This window comes from Streptomyces sp. NPDC086787 (assembly GCF_044745865.1).
In the GTDB taxonomy this organism is placed as follows: domain Bacteria; phylum Actinomycetota; class Actinomycetes; order Streptomycetales; family Streptomycetaceae; genus Streptomyces.
Genome location: NZ_JBIVBC010000002.1, coordinates 114,550 through 134,000 on the forward strand (window position 1 = coordinate 114,550; position 19,451 = coordinate 134,000).

Here is a 19,451-nt window from a genome sequence, read left to right on the forward strand (position 1 = left end):
TCCGTGCGGCGGTGACCAGGGGCCGCCGGTCCCCGGCCGATACGTGCCCATAGCATCGGTACCCGCATGAACACGATGACGCTCTGGCACGTTTCCGGCTGGGAGTTCGCCGCCCTGGCCGCCGCGGCACTCCTGGTCGGCTTCTCGAAGACCGCGGTGAGCGGCGCCAACACGGTCAGCCTCGCCGTCTTCGCGGCCGTCCTGCCCGCCCGCGCCTCCACCGGAATACTGCTGCCCGCGCTGATCGCGGGCGACCTGCTCGCCGTCGCCACCTACCGTCGGCACGCCCACTGGCCCACGCTGTGGCGGCTGTTCCCGGCGGTGGCGGCCGGTGTGGTGCTCGGCACGCTGTTCCTGGTGTGGGCCGACGACACGGTGGTACGGATCTCGATCGGCGCGATCCTGCTGCTGATGGCCGCCGTCACGGTGTGGCGGCGGCGCACGGCCGACGCGGACGAGGAACCGGACTCGGTGCTCACCCGCGCGGGCCGGATCAAGGCCCGCTCCTACGGCGTACTCGGCGGGTTCACCACCATGGTCGCCAACGCGGGCGGCCCCGTGATGTCCATGTATCTGCTGTCCGCCGGCTTCCGGAAACTCGGTTTCCTCGGCACGTCGGCCTTCTTCTTCCTGATCGTGAACGTGGCCAAGCTGCCCTTCAGCGCGGGGCTCGGCCTGATCGACGGCCGGTCCCTGCTCCTCGATGCCGCACTCGTGGTGTTCGTCGTGCCCGGTGCGCTGATCGGCAAATGGGCTGTGAGCAGGATCAACCAGCGGCTTTTCGAGCAACTGGTGATCGCGGCGACCGTCGTGGGCGGTGTGCAACTGCTCCTGGGGTAGGGCCTGATCCGAACGACAGGCGCTGGAGCCCCGGAGCGGTCGGGGGCCGTACCCTCACCTCATGTCCCCACCGTCCCCGCACGTCCTGATCCTCGGCGGCACCGCTGAGGCGCGGACCCTCGCCGCCGCGCTGGCGGCGCGGCCGGTTGTCCGGGTCACCACCTCACTGGCGGGACGGGTGGCCCGTCCCGGTACGGTGGACGGAAACCTGCGCGTCGGCGGCTTCGGCGGCGCGCAGGGGCTGGCGGACTGGCTGCGCGAGCACCGGGTGGACGCGGTCGTGGACGCCACCCACCCCTTCGCCGAGTCGATCACGGCAAACGCGGCCACGGCTGCCGAAGCCACAGGCATCCCCCTGGTCGTCCTGCGCAGGCCGGGCTGGCGGCCCGCCCCCGGCGACCGCTGGCACCCGGTCCCTTCACTGGACGCCGCCGCGGCGGCGCTGCCCGGCCTCGGCCGCCGGGTGTTCCTGACCACCGGCCGCCTGGGCCTCGCCGCCTTCGCCCACCTGACGGACCTGCACTTCGTCGTACGGTCGGTGGACCCGCCCGAGCCGCCGATGCCGCCGCACACCGAGGTGATCCTGGCCCGCGGCCCCTTCACGGAGGACGGCGAACTGGCGCTGCTGCGCGAACACCGCGTGGACGTACTGGTCACCAAGGACAGCGGGGGAGAGGCGACGGCCGCCAAGTTGACGGCCGCACGCGGGCTCGGGCTGTCCGTGGTCGTCGTACGCCGCCCCCCGTTGCCGGACGGCCTGACCGCGCTGCCGGGTGTGGTGGACGTACTGGAGCGGCTGACGCGGCTGGGCCTCGCCCCGGCGTGACCGAGGGAGCGCCGGTCAGTCGTCCTTCGGGTGTCTGCGCAGTAGATACGTGTCCATGATCCAGCCCTTGCGCTCGCGCGCCTCGGCCCGCACCCGCTCGATCTCCGGACCGGCCTCGGCGATCGGACCGGAGACCAGGATCTCGTCCGGAGTGCCGATGTACGCGCCCCAGTAGATGTCGATGTCCTGGTCGGCGTACCGCCGGAAGGCCTGGTGCGCGTCGAGCATCACCACGACGTCGTCCACGCCCGCCGGGAACCCCTCGGCCAGCCGCCGCCCCGTGGTGATCTGTACCGGCCGGGCCACCCGGTTCAGCCCCGTGCGGTGCCGGGCGACGAGCGCCGAGACACTGCTGACGCCCGGCACCACGTCGTACTCGAAGGTCACCGCGCCCCGCGCGAGCACCTCCTCCAGGATCCCGAGGGTGCTGTCGTACAGCGACGGGTCCCCCCACACCAGGAACGCCCCGCTCTCGTCCGCCCCGAGCTCCTCGGCGATCAGCCGCTCGTAGATGCCGGCCCGGGCGTTGCGCCAGTCGTCGACGGCGGGGGAGTAGGCCGCGCCGCCCGCGGCCCGGTCCCGCTCCGGGTCGCGGGCCTCCACCAGCCGGTACGACCCGTCCGGTATGTGTGTGTCCAGCATGTCCCGGCGCAGCCTGGTCAGATCGCTCTTCGCCTCGCCCTTTTCGAGAATGAAGAACACGTCGGTGGCGCGCAGCGCCCTGACCGCCTGAAGCGTCAGCTGGTCGGGGTCGCCCGCCCCGATGCCGATGACATGAATCTTTCGCACGTCCCGAGTCTGCCCCATGCCACTGACAGCGGGTGCTCCGGGCTACGACGCCCCGTGTCCGCGCAGCCGCGGTGCCCGCTCCCGGGCCTCGACGGCACCGGCGCCGTCCCGCTCCACGTCGTCCGCCAGGACGCGCGCCCAGTCCGCCAGCCCGGCGAGGTCCATTCCGTGCGGCAGGCTGTCGCCGCACTCCGCCGCCCACTCCTCCACGGCCCCCGCGCCCCGCCGCAGCAGCCGCGCGCCTCCGGTCACGTTGCCCCGGGCCGCGTGGGTGAGCCCGACAGCCAGCTGGGCCAGCCCCCGCCACAGCGTGCGCTCCTCGCCGGGCCGTGACTTCCAGGCGTCCTCGAACACCTCGTGCGCGTGGAAGGGCCTGCCGGAGTCCAGCAGCTCCTGTGCCTCGCGGACCGTCTCCTCCGGGGTGCGCACGACCCCCTCGGGCTGCCGGGCCACCCCCTCGGCGCCGTACGGCAGCGGCCTGCCGAGCCCGTCCCGCGGGCGCGCGTTCCGCGCCCGCCCCGCACTGTCCCGGTCCCGCGACTCCGCGTCTGTGCTGCCCATGCTCCCGATTGTCCATCGCCGCCCCGGTGCCCTGCTTCGGTCCACCCCGGCGAGTGGGGTAAAGTGGTGCGCGCGATCACCCGGGTCACCGTGTGTGAACGCATCGGGACGTGGCGCAGCTTGGTAGCGCACTTGACTGGGGGTCAAGGGGTCGCAGGTTCAAATCCTGTCGTCCCGACTTGCGGGAACGCAGGCGAGGGGCCGCTTCGGAACCATCCGAAGCGGCCCCTCGCCGTTTTCGCGCAACACGCCCCGAAGCGATGCGCCTCCAAGGTGTGGCTCGCCGCGTTCAGCGTCGCCCGGCACTGGAACGTCTGCGCCGAACAGTACTTCGAGCCGACGGCGTCGCCGCAACTCCGTGACCGGGCGCGGCTGGTGGAGTTCGAGAAGCTGGTCATTCACCCGGAGCCGGTTCTAGCACAGGCTCAGTCGCGTGACCGCAGCTGCCACCCGTGGTCCACCGGACCGATCCCGGCGCCCAGTGCGAAGCCCGCCGCGATGGCTCCCGTGACGTAGTCCTTGGCCCGGCGGACCGCCTCCGGCACCGTGAGTCCCCGGGCCAGTCCGACCGCCACGGCCGAGGCCAGGGTGCAGCCCGTGCCGTGGGTGTGGCGGTTGTCCTGGCGCTCGGCGCGCAGCCAGTGCTCCTCGCGGCCGTCGGTCAGCAGGTCCACGGCGTCGCCGGGCAGATGCCCGCCCTTCACCAGCACCCACGCGGGGCCGTACGACAGCAGCCGGTCGGCGGCGTCCCGCATGCCCTGTTCGCCGGTCACCGTGATGCCGGTCAGCTCGGCCACCTCGTCCAGGTTCGGCGTGGTGACGGTCGCACGGGGGAGCAGCCGGGTGCGCACGGCGTCCAGGGCGTCGTCGGCGAGCAGTCGGTCCCCGTGCTTGGACACGCTCACCGGGTCCACGACGACCGGTACCCCGGCGTCCGCGAGCAGTTCGGCCACGGCGGTGACCAGCGCGGGGGAGGCGAGCATGCCGGTCTTCACGGCCTGGACGCCGATGTCGTCGACGACGCTGCGGTACTGGGCGCGCACCGCCTCCACGGGCAGCTCCCAGGCACCCTGCACACCCACGGAGTTCTGCGCGGTGACCGCGGTGACCACGCTCATCCCGTGCGCGCCGAGCGCCAGCATGGTCTTCAGGTCGGCCTGGATTCCGGCGCCACCGCCGGAGTCCGACCCTGCGATCGTGAGGACGCAAGGGGGCGGAGTCATGCGTTCTTCTCCTCCTGGAGGCGCAGCGGGGCGTACACGGCGAGAGCCACCAGGAACGCGACGTAGTACGAGAGATCGGCGCCGTGCAGCGCGTCGGCGACGGGTCCGACGTACAGACCCGTGTCCATGAAGGGCACCGCGGCGGCGAATGCGCCGACGAACGCCAGCAGCGGGGGCCAGGCCCGCCGCGGGCCGGCCGTCGCGGCCGCGAGGTCCGTCACCGGTTCGCGCCGTACCAGCCAGTCGACCACCACGATCGCCACGAACCCGGGGATCCAGTACCCGACGAACAGGAGGACGTTCTGGAAGCGGGCGGTGGTGTCGGCCGCGTGCATCCACAGCACCAGCGGGAAACCGAGCGCCGCGGCGAGGGCGGCGGCCGCGGGGCGGGGCAGACGCACCCCGATGGTCTGGAGGGCCAGGGAGCCGCTGTAGTCGTTCATGGCGTTGCTGCACAGCGCGGCCAGCGCCACGGCGAGCAGTCCGAGCGAGCCCGGGACACCCCCGCCCAGCAGCTGGTCCACGCCCGCGGCCGTCTGGTCGGTGAGCACCGAGGCACCCCACAGGCCCAGGATCTGGACGGCCAGGAAGGACGCCACGAGACCGAGCAGTGTGTACCAGAACATCCGGGAGCGGGAGGTGGTGCGGGGCAGATAGCGGCTGAAGTCGCTTGCGTACGGCGCCCAGGACAGGGTCAGGCTCAACGCGACGGTGCTGGTCAGCACGAACGCGCCCGCCCGATCGGCGCCGTGCGCGCTGCCCGAAGTGACGACGTGGACGTCGCCCGCCATCCGTATCGCGATCAGCGCGAAGGCGGCGGCCAGTACGAACGTCATGAGGATCTGGAGCCGGTGGATCGCCTCGTAGCCGAGGACCCCGAGGGCGCCCTGCCCCAGCATCATGACCATTACCCCGAGCCAGAACGGCCAGCCGCACAGCTGGGCGAGCGCATCCCCGCCGAACAGGCCGATGAGCGCGTCCCAGGCCACCGAAGACGCCCACTGGAGCACCCCGGGCAGTGCCACCGCGCGTCCGAAGGCGAGCCGGGCGAGCGGCAGCTGCCCGGCGCCGGTGCGGCTGCCCCAGGTGCCGAGGTAGGCGGTGGGCACCGCGCCGATCACGGTGCCGAGCACCACCGCGGCGAGAGCGGTGGCGAAGTCGAGGCCGAACACGATGCCGAGGGTTCCGGTGAACACGCCGGTCATCGTCAGGTTCGGCGCGAACCACACGGTGAACAGCCGACCCGCGCCGCCGTAGCGGTTGTCCTGCGGGACGGGCTCGATGCCGTGTCCCTCGACTCTCAGGTCACCGGGAGCCGTGGGCATCCGTCCGTCGAAGACGGCTCTGCCGCCGCCCGTGGGCAGCCCGCTGGAAACACGCCCGAATGGCATGGTGACATCCCTCCGCCAGTACGAACTGGTTCAGGTTCAACGGGTGTGATCTCAGCCCTCGCGGGGCACCCCGTGTCCGGTACGGCGGCAAGAGTAACCCGAGCCGTCCGCCACCATGACCATCAACCCTTGGCGGCCCCCAGGGTCAGACCGCTGACGAACTGCCGCTGGAGCACGAAGTACACGATCAGCGTGGGGATCGCGGTGAGCAGTGCTCCGGCGGCGACCAGGTTGGGGTCCGTGAAGTACTGGCCGGAGAGGTTGTTCAGGGCCGAGGTGATCGGCATCTTCTCGCCGGTCGAGATCAGCACCAGGGCCCAGAAGAAGTCGTTGTAGATCCAGATCGACAGCAGGGTGGCCAGCGCCGCCATCGCCGGCTTGCACAGCGGCAGCGTGATCTGCCAGTACAGCCGCCACACCGAGGCACCGTCCACCAGGGCCGCCTCGGTCAGCTCGTGCGGCAGGGAGCGCATGTAGTTGCTCAGCACGAAGGCGCAGAACCCGGACTGGAACGCCACATGGATCAGGACGAGGCCGAGCGCGGAGTCGTACAGCTTGCCGCTCTCCGTGATCCCGGGCAGGTCGGTGAGCAGGTACATCCGGTAGAGCGGTGTGATGATCACCTGCTGGGGGAGCAGGTTGCCCGCCGTGAAGACCAGGAGCAGCGCCAGGTTGAGACGGAAGTCGAAACGGCTGACGTAGAAGGCGACCAGCGACGACAGGAACAGCGTGAGCAGCACGGCGGGCACCGCGATCAGCAGCGTGGTGCCGAAGTAGTGGGCCATGTCCGACTGCTCGAACGCGTTCGTGAAGTTGTCGAGGTTCAGGGTGTCCGGCCAGGACACGTAGCCCCTGTCGCTGGTCTCGCCGTACGGGCGCAGCGCGGAGAAGACCGCCCACAGCAGCGGGGCGAGCCAGGCCAGCGCCGTCGCGGACAGGAAGACGTGCAGTACGACACGGGCGGGACGGACGGGCGCGCTCACGGTCGCCGCTCCTTCCGGAAGGTGGTCACCAGGTACGGGATGATCACGACGAGCGAGATGACCAGCAGGACCACCGCGATCGCTGAGCCGTAGCCGATGCGGCTGGACTCGCCGATGATGTTGTTGGTGACCAGGATCGACAGCAACTCGGTGCCCTGGGAACCCTTGTTGAAGACGAAGACCAGGTCGAAGGCGCGCAGCGCCTCGATGATGGTGACGACCAGGACGATCGTGTTGGTGGGGCGCAGCGTCGGGAAGATGACGCTCCTGAACGTCTGCCACTCGTTCGCGCCGTCCAGTGCCGCCGCCTCGCGCAGCGACGGGTCCACGCTCTTCAGACCGGCCAGATAGAGGATCATCATGTACCCGGTGTGCCGCCATGAGGCGGCGACGAGGACGGCCCAGAGGTTCAGGTCCGGGTCGCCGATCCAGTCGACGTAGTGGCCGGGCCTGTTGGCCCCGATGAGGCTGTTGATCAGGCCCGTGTCGGGGTTGTAGACGAGTTGCCAGACGAAGCCGATGCAGGCCATCGAGATGACGACGGGCAGGAAGAACGCCGTCTGGTAGACGCGGCTGAAGCGGATCCCCTTGTCCAACTGGACGGCGAGGAACAGCCCGAGCGGGGTCGGGATCAGGATGAGCACGACGAACCAGATGAGGTTGTGCTGGACCGCAGGCCAGAACTGCGGGTTGTCCGCGAAGAGCTGCCGGAAGTTGTCGAGGCCCACCCACTTGATGGAGTCGAACCCGATGCCGTCCCAGGTGGTGAAGGCGAGTGCGACGGAGGCCAGGGCGGCGACCCAGACCAGTAGCACGTGCAGGACGGTGGGCACACCTGCCATCAGGGCGAGCGTGAACCGGTCGCGGCGGGTGAGCAGGCGCCGGTGGCTCCGTGCGGCGCGCGGGGACTTCGTGGTCCTCTCGGTGGTCACGCGGCGGCTCACGAGGACGCGAAGATCTGCGTCTTCTGGCGCTCTATCGAAGACAGCAGGCCGTCCACGCCCTTGGGGTTCTGGAGGAACTTCTGGAGTCCTGGCTGCATCACCGTCGAGGTGAAGTCCGGCCGGGAGTCGCGGTCCATGAACTGGGTGAGGCTCTTGGCACCGCTGATCATGTCGAACGCCTTCTTCTGGAGCGCCGAGTACCCGGAGGTGCCGGCCTCGGTGGAGGCGGCGACGACGCTGGGGTCGGCCTTGAGGTAGGTCTCCTCGGCCTGCGGCGTGCCCAGATATGTCATCAGCTTCGTCGCGCCCTCGTGGTTCCTGGGCGCCTTGCTGAGCATGAAGCCGTCGGTGGGCGCCTCCACGGTTTCCTGGCCGTACACGGAGTTGATCTCCGGGAAGGGGAAGAAGTCGAGGTCGTCCAGGGCGGCCTTGTCGGTGAACTGCTGGGCCACGAAGGAGCCCAGCAGATACATGCCCGCCTTCTTGGACACCAGGGACTGCGCCGCGTCCTGCCAGGTGCGGCCCATGAAGCCGTCCTGGTGGTAGGGGAGGATCTCGGCCCAGTGGTCGAACACGGCCCTCACCTTGGCGTCGGTCCAGGACGCCTTGCCCGCCATCAGCTCGACGTGGAAGTCGTACCCGTTCAAGCGGAAGTCGATCTGGTCGAAGGTGCCCATCGCGGGCCAGGCGTCCTTGTCGCCGAAGGCGATCGGCACCAGGCCGTCCTTCTTCATCCGCTTGCACAGGGCGACCAGTTGGTCCCAGGTGGCGGGCACCTGGTAGCCGTACTGCCGGAACACGCTCCTGCGGTAGAAGACCGCCCACGGGTACGTGGTCAGCGGCACGAAGTAGTACTTGCCGTCGGCGCCCTTGCTGAGCTTCTTCATGGCGTCGGGGAAGTTGTCGCCGATCTTCTTCCACACGTCGTCCACCGGGGTGGCCAGCTTCTTGGCCGCGAAGAACTGCATGCGGTACCCGGCGAACCAGTTGAACACGTCGTCCGGCGTGCCCTGCAGATAGGAGTTGATCTGCTCCTGGAACGTGTTGTGGTCCTTGGTGTTCACGTCGACCGTGAGGCCGGACTGCTTCTTGAACGCCGCGTAGACGTCCGCCAGGGCCTTCTTCGGCACCGCGTCGGACGCGTTGGAGCCGAGCGTGACGGTCTTCGGGTCGGACGAGGCGCCGCCGCCGCAGGCGGACAGCAGGGGTATCCCGGCGCCGGCGAGCACGGCTGCTCCGCCGGCTCCGCGTAGCAGGGAGCGACGGCTGGGACCCGGGACGGAAGGCATGTGGCGCATGGCAGCTCCAGTCAGGCAGGGTTCGGGCGGGTTCGGTCTCGAAACCGATCAGAAACCAACTCGACCGAACAGGTTGGCGTAATAACAGCTCTATCTCCTATGGGGCGTCAATACCTTCGCTCAGAAATCAACATCGATCGGGTTTGGGGTACGTCCGCGCCGATCGGGTAGAGATCGACTCCGGCGGCCGGGGTCGAGCTGCGTCGGCGCTCATTTGTGCTTACATTCGGACCTGTTCGTGAAATGATGTCTTAACAAAGTATTGACAGAGGGCGTGGCGAGGACTTGGATCCCGTCCCAGCACACTGCACACGACCCGGAGGTGCCGGAAAGATGGACCGCACTTCGCACTCCCGCTCCCGCATGTCGGCCTCCGTGGTGGCCGCCGCCGCGGCTGCCGCGCTCGTACTCGCCGGCTGTTCCAGCAGCTCCGGCGGAAAGAAGGCCGAGGAGGGCGGGGCGAACGCCGCCGCGGGCAAGGCCACCACCCCGCGCATGACCGTCGCGCTGATCACCCACCAGTCACCCGGCGACACCTTCTGGGACATCGTCCGCAAGGGTGCCGAGGCAGCCGCCGCCAAGGACAACATCAAGCTCATCTACTCCGCCGACCCGAACGCGGGCAACCAGGCCAACCTGGTGCAGAACGCGATCGACCAGAAAGTGGACGGCATCGCCATCACCCTCGCCAAGCCCGACGCCATGAAGGACGTCGTCGCCAAGGCGAACGCGGCGAACATACCGGTCGTCGGCCTCAACTCCGGTGTGAGCGACTGGCAGAAGCTGGGCCTGCGGGAGTTCTTCGGCCAGGACGAGACCGTGGCGGGCGAGGCACTCGGCAAGCGGCTGAACCAGAGCGGCGCCAAGAAGGTCGCCTGTGTGATCCAGGAGCAGGGCAACGTCGGCCTCACCCAGCGCTGCGACGGAGTGAAGAAGACGTTCTCCGGCACGACTGAGACCCTGTACGTGAACGGCACCGACATGCCGTCGGTGAAGTCGACCATCACCGCCAAGCTGAAGCAGGACAAGGACATCGACTACGTCGTCACCCTCGGCGCCCCCTACGCGCTGACGGCGGTCCAGTCGGTGGACGACGCGGGCAGCAAGGCCAAGGTCGCCACCTTCGACCTCAACAAGGCACTGACCAGCGCCATCTCCAAGGGCACGATCCAGTTCGCGGTGGACCAGCAGCCGTACCTCCAGGGCTACCTGGCGGTCGACTCCCTGTGGCTCTACAAGTACAACGGCAACTACAGCGGCGGCGGCGAGCAGCCCGTGCTGACCGGCCCGGCCTTCGTCGACAAGTCCAACGTCGACAAGGTCGCCGAGTTCGCCGCGAAGGGCACCCGGTGATGAGCATGACCCAGCAGGGCGGGCCTTCGGTGACCGCACCCCCGGCCCCCGGCCACCGGAAGGCCGACGGCCGCACCACCCGGCGCCCCCTGGTGCTGCGGCTGCTGGCCCGGCCCGAGGTCGGCGTCTTCCTCGGCGCCCTGGCCGTTCTCGTCTTCTTCCTCATCGCCGCGCCGACGGTCCGCCAGGGCAGCTCGATGGCGACGGTGCTCTACCAGTCCTCGACCATCGGCATCATGGCCCTGCCGGTGGCCCTGCTGATGATCGGCGGCGAGTTCGACCTGTCCGCGGGCGTCGCCGTGATCACCTCGGCGCTCACCGCGAGCATGCTCAGCTACCAGCTGACCATGAACGTGTGGGTGGGCGTCATCGCCGCCCTGGTCCTCTCCCTGGCGATCGGCGCGTTCAACGGCTGGATGGTGGTGAAGACCGGCCTGCCGAGCTTTCTGGTCACCCTCGGCACCTTCCTGATCCTGCAAGGCGTGAACCTGGCCGTCACCAAGCTGATCACCGGCAACGTGGCGACCGACGACATCAGCGACATGGACGGCTTCGACCAGGCCCGGCAGATCTTCGCCTCCTCCTTCGACGTCGGCGGCGTCGAGGTGAAGATCACCGTCGTGTGGTGGCTCGTCTTCGCCGCCATCGCCACCTGGGTCCTGCTGCGCACCAAGTACGGCAACTGGATCTTCGCCGTCGGCGGCAACAAGGACAGCGCCCGTGCCGTCGGTGTCCCGGTGAAGTTCACCAAGATCACCCTGTTCATGACCGTCGGCTTCGGCGCCTGGTTCATCGGCATGCACAACCTGTTCTCCTTCAACACCGTGCAGTCCGGGGAAGGCGTCGGCCAGGAGCTGATCTACATCGCCGCGGCCGTCATCGGAGGTTGTCTGCTCACCGGCGGCTACGGCTCCGCGATCGGCCCGGTCTTCGGCGCCTTCATGTTCGGCATGGTGAACCAGGGCATCGTCTACGCGGGCTGGAACCCCGACTGGTTCAAGGCATTCCTCGGCGTGATGCTGCTCGGCGCCGTCCTCATCAATCTGTGGGTCAGCCGCACGGCGACCCGGAGGTGACCGCATGACCACCAACGGAACCGGCGCCCACCAGACCGACCGCCCCGAGCGCCCCCTCGTGGAACTGCGCGGCGCGGGCAAGTCCTACGGCAACATCCGCGCCCTGCACGGCGTCGACCTCGCGGTCCACGCGGGCAAGGTGACCTGCGTCCTCGGCGACAACGGCGCCGGCAAGTCCACCCTGATCAAAATCGTCTCCGGGCTGCACCAGCACACCGAGGGAGTCTTCCTGGTCGACGGCGAACCGGTGCGGTTCTCCAGCCCGCGCCAGGCTCTCGACAAGGGCATCGCCACCGTCTACCAGGACCTGGCCACCGTCCCCCTGATGCCGGTGTGGCGCAACTTCTTCCTCGGCTCCGAGCTGACCAAGGGCCCCTGGCCGGTGCGCCGACTCGACATCGCCCGCATGAAGCGGACCGCGGACGAGGAACTCCGCGAGATGGGCATCGTCCTGGACGACATGGAACAGCCCATCGGCACCCTGTCCGGCGGCCAGCGCCAGTGCGTGGCCATCGCCCGCGCCGTCCACTTCGGCGCCCGCGTACTGATCCTGGACGAGCCGACCGCCGCGCTCGGGGTCAAGCAGTCCGGTGTCGTGCTGAAGTACATCGCCGCCGCCCGCGAACGCGGCCTCGGCGTCATCTTCATCACCCACAACCCGCACCACGCCTACATGGTCGGCGACCACTTCAGCGTGCTGCGCCTCGGCACCCTCGAACTGTCCGCCGACCGCAGCGAGGTGAGCCTGGAGGAGCTGACCAACCACATGGCCGGCGGTGTCGAACTCGCGGCCCTCAAGCACGAACTGGCGCAGGTCCGCGGCGTCGACGTGGACGAACTCCCGGAGGCGGACGACCTCACCGCGCCCGTGGCGACCCACTCCGAAGGGACCTCCTGACCATGGCGAACGCCCTCGACCGCATCCGGGTGGGCTCCGCCCCCGACTCCTGGGGGGTCTGGTTCCCCGACGACCCCGGGCAGGTGCCGTGGGAACGCTTCCTGGACGAGGTGGCCGAGGCCGGCTACTCCTGGATCGAACTGGGCCCCTACGGCTATCTCCCCACCGACCCCGCCCGCCTCACCGACGAGATCGCCAGGCGTGACCTCAGGGTGTCGGCGGGAACCGTCTTCACCGGCCTCCACCGTGGCCCCGCCGTCTGGGAGTCCACCTGGGAACACGTCGGCCAGGTCGCCGCGCTGACCCGGGCGACGGGGGCGAAGCACCTGGTGGTGATCCCCTCCTTCTGGCGCGACGACAAGACCGCCGAGATCCTCGAACCGCCGGAGCTGACCACCGAGCAGTGGACCCACCTCACCCGGGGCATGGAACGCCTCGGCCGCGAGGTGCGGGAGACATACGGCCTCGACATCGTCGTCCACCCGCACGCCGACACCCACATCGACACCGAGGAACACGTCGAGCGCTTCCTCGACGCGACGGACGCCGACCTGGTCGGGCTCTGCCTCGACACCGGTCACTACGCGTACTGCGGCGGCGACAGCGTCAAGCTCATCGAGACCTACGGCGAGCGCATCGGCTATCTGCACCTGAAGCAGGTCGACCCGGAGATCCTCGCCGAAGTCGTGGCCGGCGAGGTGCCGTTCGGTCCGGCCGTCGCCCGTGGCGTGATGTGCGAACCCCCGTCCGGCGTACCGGAGCTGGAGCCGGTGCTGGAAGCCGCCCAGCGGCTCGGCGTGGACCTGTTCGCCATCGTCGAGCAGGACATGTACCCGTGCGAACCGGACCGGCCACTGCCCATCGCGGTACGCACCCGGCAGTTCCTGAGGTCGTGCGGAGCCTGAACCGGCGGCGGTCACGGACAGTTTCACCCGCGTTACGGAAGGAAGCCGGGCTCCCGCACGTCACCGTCCCGACGGGCGACGGCGCGCGAGCACTCCTATCCTGACCTAGTGTCCCGGCACTGGCGGGGCAAGTGTCCTCCGGGAGTTGAGCCATGTCGTACTCCCCGGCACGACTGCGCGGATGCGCCGTCGTCCTCACCGCGGTGGGAACACTGGTCGCGCCGCCGGTCACCGGTGCCGCCGCCGTGGCCCACCCGCCTGCCGCCACCGTGACCGCCGACCCGCCCGCACCGTCACCCCCCGCCTCCGGCGACGACGTCCGCGCGCTCACCCCCGCCGTGACCCGGCAGCTCGACTCGGCCGTGCGGCGGGTCATGCGGCAGGCCGGCATCCCCGGCGTGACCGTCGGGCTGTGGGCCCCGGGCAAGGGGCAGTACGTGCGCTCCTTCGGCGTCGCCGACAAGGCCACCGGGCAGCGGATGTCCCCGGACCTCCGCATGCGGATCGGCAGCGAGACCAAGACGTTCACGGTGACGGCGCTGCTCCAACTCGCCGACCAGGGCAGGCTGGGCCTGGACGACACCATCGACAGATACGTCGGCGGAGTACCGAACGGCGACCGGATCACGCTGCGCCAGCTCGCCGGGATGCGCAGCGGGCTCTTCAACTACTCCGAGGACGACGGCTTCTTCAAGGCGCTGACGTCCGACCCGCAGCGCCCGTTCACCCCGCGCCAACTGCTCGGCTACGCCTTCCGGCACCCCGTGCTGTTCCCGCCCGGGCAGCGGTTCGACTACTCCAACACCAACCTCGTCCTGCTCGGCCTGGTCGTCGAGAAGGCCGGCGGCAAACCGCTCGCGGACTACGTCAAGGACAACATCCTCGACCCGGTCGGCCTCGACCACACCCTCTTCCCGGCGGGCAACGAGTTCCCCGAGCCGCACGCGCAGGGCTACACCGACCAGACGGCCACCGGCAAGGTGGAGGACGCGGCCGACTGGAACCCCTCCTGGGGCTGGGCGGCCGGCGCGATGATCTCCGACCTGGAGGACCTGCGCGTATGGGCGTCCACGGTGGCCACCGGCCGGCTCCCGTACGGCGGCGTCCTGATCAGCCCCGCCACCCAGAAACAGCGGCTCACCGCACCGCCGACGTCCATTCCGGGCGCCGGCTACGGCCTCGGCATCTTCGACGTGCAGGGCTGGATCGGACACAACGGCTCCCTGCCCGGCTACGAGTCCCTGACCGTCTACCTCCCGTCGGCGAAGGCGACTCTCGTCGTGCTTCTCAACACCGACATCGGCCACGACGGCCAGGAGCCCAGCACCCTCCTCGGCGACGCGATCACGCGCATCGTCTCCCCGGGCCACGTCTTCGACCTCCCGGCGGAACCGGCGGCGCGGTGAGGACGTTCAGAACAGTGACGGGACGGGGATGTGAAGGACGACGGGCGTGAGCACCGGGACGGTGAGCGCCGGGAGGGTGAGGCCGGGATGGCGCACGAGGAGTCGGGGAGGCGGGCGGAGCCCGCAGCTCACGAGGAGACGGCGGGGGCCGCCGCCGAGTCGACGCTGCGGCGGGCCCGGTTCGGTGTGCTGCCGGAGCGGGTGCGGGCGGCGGACATGGTGGAGGAGCAGCCCGCCGTGCCGAGGGACCCCGCGCGGGACGCGTACGACCCGGACGAGGTGGCGATCCGCTACGGCCTGTGATACCCGGGCGGGCCGCCGCCCCGCGGTTCAGGCGCCGCGCACCTCCGCGATCGTCACCGGCCGGTGCTCACGCAGCGACAGGGTGCAGGCCTCCGCGATCCAGCCCGCCTCCAGGGCGTCCTCCACCGTGCAGGGGGACGGCCGGGTACCGGCGACGACCTCGGTGAACGCGGTCAGTTCGGCGCGATAGGCGTCGGCGAAGCGGTCCATGAAGAAGTCGTGCGGGGTACCGGACGGGAAGGTCACGCCCGGCTCGACCGAGCGCAGCGGGAGCCGGTCCTCCAGGCCGACGGCGATGGAGTCCCCGAAGCCGTGCAGCTCCATGCGGACGTCGTACCCCCGGCCGTTGTGGCGGCTGTTGGACACCACGGCGAGGGTGCCGTCGTCCAGGGTGAGCAGCGCGCCGGTGGTGTCGGCGTCGCCCGCCTCCCTGATGTGGGCGGCGCCCCGGTTGCCGCCCACCGCGTACACCTCGGTCACCTCGCGGCCGGTCACCCAGCGGATGATGTCGAAGTCGTGCACGGAGCAGTCCCGGAAGATGCCGCCGGAGGCGGCGACATACGCGGCGGGCGGCGGCGCCGGGTCCAGGGTCGTCGAGCGGACCGTGTGCAGCGCGCCCAGCTCGCCGCCCCGCACCACGGCGCGCGCGGCGGCGAACCCCGCGTCGAAGCGGCGGTTGTAGCCGATCTGGATCGGCACCCCACTGCCCCGGACCGCATGGAGCACCTCGACACCCTCGGCCATGGTGCGGGCGACGGGCTTCTCGCAGAAGACGGGCACACCGGCCGCGACCCCGGCGCGGATCAGCGCCGGGTGGGCGTCGGTGGCCGCCGCCACCACCAGACCGTCCACGCCGGCGGCCAGCACCGCCTCCGGCGAGTCCGCCACCTGCGCGCCGTACCGCTGCGCCGCGGACCTGGCGGCGTCCGCGACGGGGTCGGCGACGACGAGGGACTCGACGGCGTCCAGCTTGGACAGGGTCTCGGCGTGGAAGGCGCCGATACGGCCGAGGCCGAGGATTCCGATACGCATGAGGACCGCAACTCCTGGAAGGGTGAGCGAGGGTGGGCGAGGGTGGGTGGCGGATGGGCTGGGGGTGGTCGGTCAGTCGAGACCGCCCAGGACGTTCTGGGCGACCAGCGCCTCACCCGGCTCGGGGCGCCGCCCGGTGACGGCCACCGTGGCGCCCTCACGGACCGCGGCCCGCGCGACGGCGGCGCCCACCCCCTGGGTGCCACCGTTGACCAGGACGACCTTGTCGTCGAGAAGTCCCACGTCTGCCGGCTCCTTCGGCTCGAGGGTCACGGCGTCGGTACGTCGACCCAGGTACCGGACCGCGCCGACAACGCCATGGCGTCGAGTGCCACGGCGCTGCGCACGGCGTCCGTGAGGGTCGTGCCGTACGGGCGGTCCTCGGCGATCGAGCGCAGGAAGCGGTACGCCTCGATCACCTTCAGGTCGTCGTAGCCCATCGCGTTGGCGGCGCCCGGCTGGAACGCCGCGAACTCGCCGTCGGCGGGGCCGACGTACACCGTGCTGACGGGCTGGTCCTGGTAGACGCCGCCGCGGCTGACGGCCAGCTCGTTCATCCGGCGGAAGTCCCAGGACACCGCGCCGCGGGAGCCGTGCACCTCGAAGCCGTAGTTGTTCTGCTCGCCGACCGACACCCGGCAGGCCTCCAGCACGCCCCGGGCACCGGAGGCGAAGCGCAGCAGACAGCTGACGTAGTCGTCGTTCTCGACGGGGCCGCGTTCGCCGCCCGGCGCGCGTGTGTGCCCCTCGGTCGCGCCGGAGGGACGGGCCCGCTCGGGCACGAAGACCGCCGTGTCGGCGCTCAGCGAGGCGATGTCGCCCAGCAGGAACCACGCCAGGTCCACGCCGTGCGACGCCAGATCGCCCAGCACCCCGCTGCCGCCCCGCCCGCGCTCGTACCGCCAGGTGAGGGCGGCGTCGGGATGCGCGGCGTAGTCGCTGAACAGCCGGACGCGCACATGGGTCACCGCGCCGATGTCACCGGCGGCGATCAGGTCGCGGGCGGCCTCCACGGCCGGCGCGTTGCGGTAGTTGAAGCCGACCGCACCCCGTACCCCGGCCGCGTCGACCGCGTCGGCCACCGTGCGGGCGTCCTCCGACGTCAGCCCCACCGGCTTCTCGATCCAGATGTGCTTACCGGCCTCGGCCATCGCGACGCCGACCTCCCGGTGCAGGAAGTTCGGCACGGTGATGCTGACCGCCCGCACCGCCGGATCCGCGGCGACCTCACGCCAGTCACGGGTCGCCCCGGCGAACCCGAACCGTGCCGCCGCCTCCTCCGCCCGGCCGGGCACCGGGTCGGCGACTGTCACCAGGCGGGGCCGCAGCGCCAGTCCCGGATAGTGGTGCGTGACCCGGGCGTACGCCTCGGCGTGCACCCGGCCCATCCAGCCGAAACCGACGACGGCCACACCGTACGCGTCCGGCGCGTCCAACGCGTCCACCATGACAGCCATGACAGCCCCTCTTTGGACCGGTCCATTTCCTGTCCACGCCACACTGGAAGGCTTGAACCCGCCTGTCAAGACCCTCGGCAGGTGTTCCCGGAGCCTTTGACAACCTTCTCCTGGCATGGAACGGTCCATGTCATGAGACAGCCGACGATCCGCGACGTGGCCGAACAGGCAGGGGTGTCCAAGTCGCTGGTGTCGCTGGTGCTGCGCGGCTCCGGCCAGGTGCGCCCCGAGAAGCGGGACGCCGTGCTGCGGGCCGTGCGCGAGCTCGGCTACCGGACCAACGCGGCCGCGCGCAGCCTGAGCGAGCAGCGAACCCGCACCGTCGGCGTCCTCCTCAACGACCTGCGCAACCCCTGGTACGTCGACCTCCTCGACGGCCTCAACTCACTGCTGCGCGACAACGGCCTGCACATGCTGCTCGCCGACGCCCGCCTCAACCGCCGTACCGGCGACGACCTCGCCGGGCCCTTCCTGGACCTGGGCGTCGACGGGCTGGTGGCGGTCGGCACGCTGCCCGACCCGGGCGTCCTCGGCCCGGTCGCCGAGCGGATCCCGGTCGTCGTCGCGGGCACACGCGAGCCGGAACTGCCGGGCGTGGACATCGTCGCGGCGGACGACGAGACCGGCGCACGCCTCGTCACCGAGCACCTCATCGGGCTCGGCCACCGCCGTATCGCGCACATCGCGGGGTACGGTGCGGTGGGTGAACTGCGCAGACGCGGCTTCGAGTCGGCGCTGCGGGAGCACGGACTCGCCGCCGGGGCGGCCGAGGCGCTGGTCGAGCCCAGCGACATGACCGAGGAGGGCGGCTACCGCGCCACCGTGCGGCTGCTCAGCCGCCCGGACCGGCCCACCGCGCTGCTCGCCGTCAACGACATCGCCTCCGTCGGCGCGCTGTCGGCGGCCGAGGAACTCGGGCTGCGGGTGCCCCGGGACGTGTCGGTGACCGGTTACGACAACACCAGCATCGCCCGGCTGCGGCACGTCTGGCTGACGACGGTCGACACGGCGCCGTACGAGGTGGGCCGCCGCGCCGCCCGCTGTCTCCTCGACCGTCTCGAAGCACCCGGGGGAGCGCACCGGCCCCGGGAAGCCGGCCGGGTCCACCTCGCCGTACCGACACTGGAGGTCAGGGGCACCAGCGCGGCGCCCCCCGGCCTCACAGATTGATCGCGTACACCTTGCGCAGCGTCTCGCGCACCGTCCACGTCGTACGGTCGCCCTCCCGCAGCACGGCCAGATCCCCCGGCCCCACCTCCAGCGTCGGCCCGCCCTCGACCTCGATCGTCGCCGTACCACTGATCACGACGAACATCTCGTCCGCCTCGGTGTCGGTGACCACGCCCGGGGTGATCTGCCAGATGCCGCGGATCTGCTTGCCGTCCGCCGACTCCCAGACCACCTTTCCGGTCACCTCGGGTGTTCCGGAGACGATCTGCGCCGGGTCGAGCGGCTCGGGTTCGAGTTCGGCGTCGGGGATGTGGAGAGCGAAGCTGTGCGTCATGGGCCGACCCTAGCGAGATCATCCGCCGCCGCGCCGTCGACAGGGTGTGCGGCATCCGGGCCGGTGAGAGGACACTTCGTCGCCCGCACCAGGTGGCTCAGGCCGGGTGGCGGCACGGCCCCGCCCGGCCGATCGTGGTGAGCATGGCTGACTCGACGGTTGCCGCTCCCGCCCGCGCGCCGCACCGGCACGACTCCCGTGAGGTCATCCTCTTCGGCGGGGTGTACGGCGCCGTCCTGGCCAGCTCGATGGTCGCCGCCCTCACCGAGTTCGGCCACTCCACGCCGGCCGCCCGCCGCTACGACGCCCTGTGGGTGCTGTTCACCGGGTTCGCCTCCGCCCTCGCGCACGGCTACGCCCACTACATCGCCGAACGCGGGCAGCACCGCCGCTGGGACGTGCTGCGTGACCTGGCCGACGAATGGCCGCTGGTCGCCGCCGTGCTGCCGTCGGTCGCGCTGCTCGCCGCGGCCGGCTGGGGATGGCTGCCCGCGAACGGCGTCGAATATCCGGCCTTCGGGCTGAACATGGCCATCCTGTTCGTCCTGGGGGTGATCACGGCCCGCTCGGCGGCCCGGAACTGGCCCGCCGCACTGCTGATCGGCCTGGTGGACGCGCTGCTCGGCCTCGTGGTGGTCGTGGCGAACGCGCTCATCAAGTAG

The 19,451-nt window shown here is 70.6% G+C and carries 20 protein-coding genes, 1 tRNA gene, 1 pseudogene and 1 riboswitch; of the genes and pseudogenes, 11 read left to right on the forward strand and 11 right to left on the reverse strand.

Translation table 11 applies throughout. The annotated features are described in order from the left end of the window. The first annotated feature begins 66 nt into the window (after window positions 1-66). A complete protein-coding gene (locus tag ACIPK3_RS06645; RefSeq protein ID WP_402566966.1) occupies window positions 67-840 on the forward strand; it encodes a sulfite exporter TauE/SafE family protein in 774 nt (257 codons plus the stop codon). 61 nt (window positions 841-901) lie between these two features. Continuing rightward, on the forward strand, window positions 902-1,666 hold the full coding sequence (locus ACIPK3_RS06650; protein ID WP_402566967.1) for a cobalt-precorrin-6A reductase: 765 nt from the start codon (window positions 902-904) through the stop codon (window positions 1,664-1,666). Window positions 1,667-1,681: 15 nt separating this feature from the next. On the opposite strand, the gene cobF is transcribed toward ACIPK3_RS06650, so the two are convergent. Together cobF and ACIPK3_RS06660 are read right to left on the reverse strand one after the other, a co-directional pair. Continuing rightward, entirely contained in the window at window positions 1,682-2,455 is a 774-nt protein-coding gene (gene cobF, locus ACIPK3_RS06655; protein ID WP_402566968.1) for a precorrin-6A synthase (deacetylating), read from the reverse strand. A 42-nt stretch (window positions 2,456-2,497) separates the two neighbouring features. Beyond that, a complete protein-coding gene (locus ACIPK3_RS06660; RefSeq protein ID WP_402566969.1) occupies window positions 2,498-3,016 on the reverse strand; it encodes a DUF309 domain-containing protein in 519 nt (172 codons plus the stop codon). 104 nt (window positions 3,017-3,120) lie between these two features. Between ACIPK3_RS06660 and ACIPK3_RS06665 the strand changes: the two genes are divergently transcribed. Then, window positions 3,121-3,194: transfer RNA gene (locus tag ACIPK3_RS06665), tRNA-Pro, on the forward strand. A 247-nt stretch (window positions 3,195-3,441) separates the two neighbouring features. On the opposite strand, the gene thiD is transcribed toward ACIPK3_RS06665, so the two are convergent. The 5 genes from thiD to ACIPK3_RS06690 form a co-directional block, all read right to left on the reverse strand. After that, window positions 3,442-4,239 carry a bifunctional hydroxymethylpyrimidine kinase/phosphomethylpyrimidine kinase gene (gene thiD, locus ACIPK3_RS06670; protein ID WP_402566970.1) on the reverse strand — a complete coding sequence of 266 codons (798 nt, stop codon included), beginning with the start codon at window positions 4,237-4,239 and terminating at the stop codon, window positions 3,442-3,444. After that, window positions 4,236-5,630, reverse strand: a complete 1,395-nt coding sequence (locus ACIPK3_RS06675; protein ID WP_402566971.1) for a purine-cytosine permease family protein — start codon at window positions 5,628-5,630, stop codon at window positions 4,236-4,238. Before ACIPK3_RS06675 ends, thiD begins: the two co-directional genes overlap by 4 nt. Next, window positions 5,621-5,713, reverse strand: a riboswitch (TPP riboswitch). It overlaps the preceding gene by 10 nt. A gap of 39 nt (window positions 5,714-5,752) precedes the next feature. Further along, window positions 5,753-6,613 carry a carbohydrate ABC transporter permease gene (locus ACIPK3_RS06680; protein WP_402566972.1) on the reverse strand — a complete coding sequence of 287 codons (861 nt, stop codon included), beginning with the start codon at window positions 6,611-6,613 and terminating at the stop codon, window positions 5,753-5,755. Continuing rightward, window positions 6,610-7,545 (reverse strand): carbohydrate ABC transporter permease, encoded by a 936-nt coding sequence (locus ACIPK3_RS06685; protein WP_402566973.1) that lies wholly within the window; start codon window positions 7,543-7,545, stop codon window positions 6,610-6,612. Before ACIPK3_RS06685 ends, ACIPK3_RS06680 begins: the two co-directional genes overlap by 4 nt. An 8-nt stretch (window positions 7,546-7,553) precedes the next feature. Beyond that, window positions 7,554-8,846 carry an ABC transporter substrate-binding protein gene (locus ACIPK3_RS06690; RefSeq protein WP_402566974.1) on the reverse strand — a complete coding sequence of 431 codons (1,293 nt, stop codon included), beginning with the start codon at window positions 8,844-8,846 and terminating at the stop codon, window positions 7,554-7,556. Window positions 8,847-9,188: 342 nt separating this feature from the next. On the opposite strand from ACIPK3_RS06690, the gene ACIPK3_RS06695 reads away from it, so the two are divergent. The 6 genes from ACIPK3_RS06695 to ACIPK3_RS06720 all read left to right on the forward strand — a co-directional run bounded on the left by ACIPK3_RS06695 (window position 9,189) and on the right by ACIPK3_RS06720 (window position 14,796). Beyond that, complete coding sequence (locus ACIPK3_RS06695) at window positions 9,189-10,208, forward strand: sugar ABC transporter substrate-binding protein (protein WP_402566975.1); 1,020 nt, start codon at window positions 9,189-9,191, stop codon at window positions 10,206-10,208. Then, window positions 10,208-11,284: an ABC transporter permease gene (locus ACIPK3_RS06700; protein ID WP_402566976.1), complete on the forward strand. Its 1,077-nt coding sequence runs from the start codon at window positions 10,208-10,210 to the stop codon at window positions 11,282-11,284. Before ACIPK3_RS06695 ends, ACIPK3_RS06700 begins: the two co-directional genes overlap by 1 nt. Window positions 11,285-11,288: 4 nt before the next feature. Further along, a complete protein-coding gene (locus ACIPK3_RS06705; protein WP_402566977.1) occupies window positions 11,289-12,182 on the forward strand; it encodes an ATP-binding cassette domain-containing protein in 894 nt (297 codons plus the stop codon). 2 nt (window positions 12,183-12,184) lie between these two features. Next, a complete protein-coding gene (locus ACIPK3_RS06710) occupies window positions 12,185-13,087 on the forward strand; it encodes a sugar phosphate isomerase/epimerase family protein (protein WP_402566978.1) in 903 nt (300 codons plus the stop codon). A 152-nt stretch (window positions 13,088-13,239) separates the two neighbouring features. Further along, window positions 13,240-14,493: a serine hydrolase domain-containing protein gene (locus tag ACIPK3_RS06715; protein ID WP_402566979.1), complete on the forward strand. Its 1,254-nt coding sequence runs from the start codon at window positions 13,240-13,242 to the stop codon at window positions 14,491-14,493. Between the two features lie 30 nt (window positions 14,494-14,523). Beyond that, window positions 14,524-14,796: a hypothetical protein gene (locus ACIPK3_RS06720; RefSeq protein ID WP_402566980.1), complete on the forward strand. Its 273-nt coding sequence runs from the start codon at window positions 14,524-14,526 to the stop codon at window positions 14,794-14,796. A 27-nt stretch (window positions 14,797-14,823) separates the two neighbouring features. Here ACIPK3_RS06720 and ACIPK3_RS06725 read toward each other — a convergent pair whose 3' ends face one another. From ACIPK3_RS06725 to ACIPK3_RS06735, 3 genes and pseudogenes are all read right to left on the reverse strand, one after another. Beyond that, entirely contained in the window at window positions 14,824-15,828 is a 1,005-nt protein-coding gene (locus tag ACIPK3_RS06725) for a Gfo/Idh/MocA family oxidoreductase (protein WP_402566981.1), read from the reverse strand. Window positions 15,829-15,924: 96 nt separating this feature from the next. Further along, window positions 15,925-16,071 (reverse strand): annotated as a pseudogene (locus ACIPK3_RS06730) (SDR family NAD(P)-dependent oxidoreductase); the annotation flags it as partial. Between the two features lie 26 nt (window positions 16,072-16,097). Further along, complete coding sequence (locus ACIPK3_RS06735; RefSeq protein ID WP_402567810.1) at window positions 16,098-17,276, reverse strand: Gfo/Idh/MocA family protein; 1,179 nt, start codon at window positions 17,274-17,276, stop codon at window positions 16,098-16,100. A 141-nt stretch (window positions 17,277-17,417) separates the two neighbouring features. Here ACIPK3_RS06735 and ACIPK3_RS06740 point away from each other — a divergent pair, with 141 nt between their 5' ends. Beyond that, a complete protein-coding gene (locus ACIPK3_RS06740; RefSeq protein WP_402566982.1) occupies window positions 17,418-18,455 on the forward strand; it encodes a LacI family DNA-binding transcriptional regulator in 1,038 nt (345 codons plus the stop codon). Here ACIPK3_RS06740 and ACIPK3_RS06745 read toward each other — a convergent pair. Continuing rightward, window positions 18,445-18,789, reverse strand: a complete 345-nt coding sequence (locus ACIPK3_RS06745) for a cupin domain-containing protein (protein ID WP_402566983.1) — start codon at window positions 18,787-18,789, stop codon at window positions 18,445-18,447. The genes ACIPK3_RS06740 and ACIPK3_RS06745 overlap by 11 nt on opposite strands. A 143-nt stretch (window positions 18,790-18,932) precedes the next feature. On the opposite strand from ACIPK3_RS06745, the gene ACIPK3_RS06750 reads away from it, so the two are divergent. Then, window positions 18,933-19,451, forward strand: a complete 519-nt coding sequence (locus ACIPK3_RS06750) for a hypothetical protein (RefSeq protein ID WP_402566984.1) — start codon at window positions 18,933-18,935, stop codon at window positions 19,449-19,451.

Bases quoted from the DNA above. Each gene is read 5' to 3' on its own strand.
- ACIPK3_RS06650 (WP_402566967.1), top strand. From the start codon at position 902: ATGTCCCCACCGTCCCCGCACGTCCTGATCCTCGGCGGCACCGCTGAG.
- ACIPK3_RS06645 (WP_402566966.1), top strand. From the start codon at position 67: ATGAACACGATGACGCTCTGGCACGTTTCCGGCTGGGAGTTCGCCGCC.
- ACIPK3_RS06705 (WP_402566977.1), top strand. From the start codon at position 11,289: ATGACCACCAACGGAACCGGCGCCCACCAGACCGACCGCCCCGAGCGC.
- ACIPK3_RS06740 (WP_402566982.1), top strand. From the start codon at position 17,418: ATGAGACAGCCGACGATCCGCGACGTGGCCGAACAGGCAGGGGTGTCC.
- ACIPK3_RS06725 (WP_402566981.1), bottom strand. From the start codon at position 15,828: ATGCGTATCGGAATCCTCGGCCTCGGCCGTATCGGCGCCTTCCACGCC.
- ACIPK3_RS06710 (WP_402566978.1), top strand. From the start codon at position 12,185: ATGGCGAACGCCCTCGACCGCATCCGGGTGGGCTCCGCCCCCGACTCC.
- ACIPK3_RS06695 (WP_402566975.1), top strand. From the start codon at position 9,189: ATGGACCGCACTTCGCACTCCCGCTCCCGCATGTCGGCCTCCGTGGTG.
- ACIPK3_RS06735 (WP_402567810.1), bottom strand. From the start codon at position 17,276: ATGGTGGACGCGTTGGACGCGCCGGACGCGTACGGTGTGGCCGTCGTC.
- ACIPK3_RS06715 (WP_402566979.1), top strand. From the start codon at position 13,240: ATGTCGTACTCCCCGGCACGACTGCGCGGATGCGCCGTCGTCCTCACC.
- ACIPK3_RS06675 (WP_402566971.1), bottom strand. From the start codon at position 5,630: ATGCCATTCGGGCGTGTTTCCAGCGGGCTGCCCACGGGCGGCGGCAGA.
- ACIPK3_RS06700 (WP_402566976.1), top strand. From the start codon at position 10,208: ATGAGCATGACCCAGCAGGGCGGGCCTTCGGTGACCGCACCCCCGGCC.
- thiD (WP_402566970.1), bottom strand. From the start codon at position 4,239: ATGACTCCGCCCCCTTGCGTCCTCACGATCGCAGGGTCGGACTCCGGC.
- ACIPK3_RS06690 (WP_402566974.1), bottom strand. From the start codon at position 8,846: ATGCCTTCCGTCCCGGGTCCCAGCCGTCGCTCCCTGCTACGCGGAGCC.
- ACIPK3_RS06660 (WP_402566969.1), bottom strand. From the start codon at position 3,016: ATGGGCAGCACAGACGCGGAGTCGCGGGACCGGGACAGTGCGGGGCGG.
- ACIPK3_RS06745 (WP_402566983.1), bottom strand. From the start codon at position 18,789: ATGACGCACAGCTTCGCTCTCCACATCCCCGACGCCGAACTCGAACCC.
- ACIPK3_RS06750 (WP_402566984.1), top strand. From the start codon at position 18,933: ATGGCTGACTCGACGGTTGCCGCTCCCGCCCGCGCGCCGCACCGGCAC.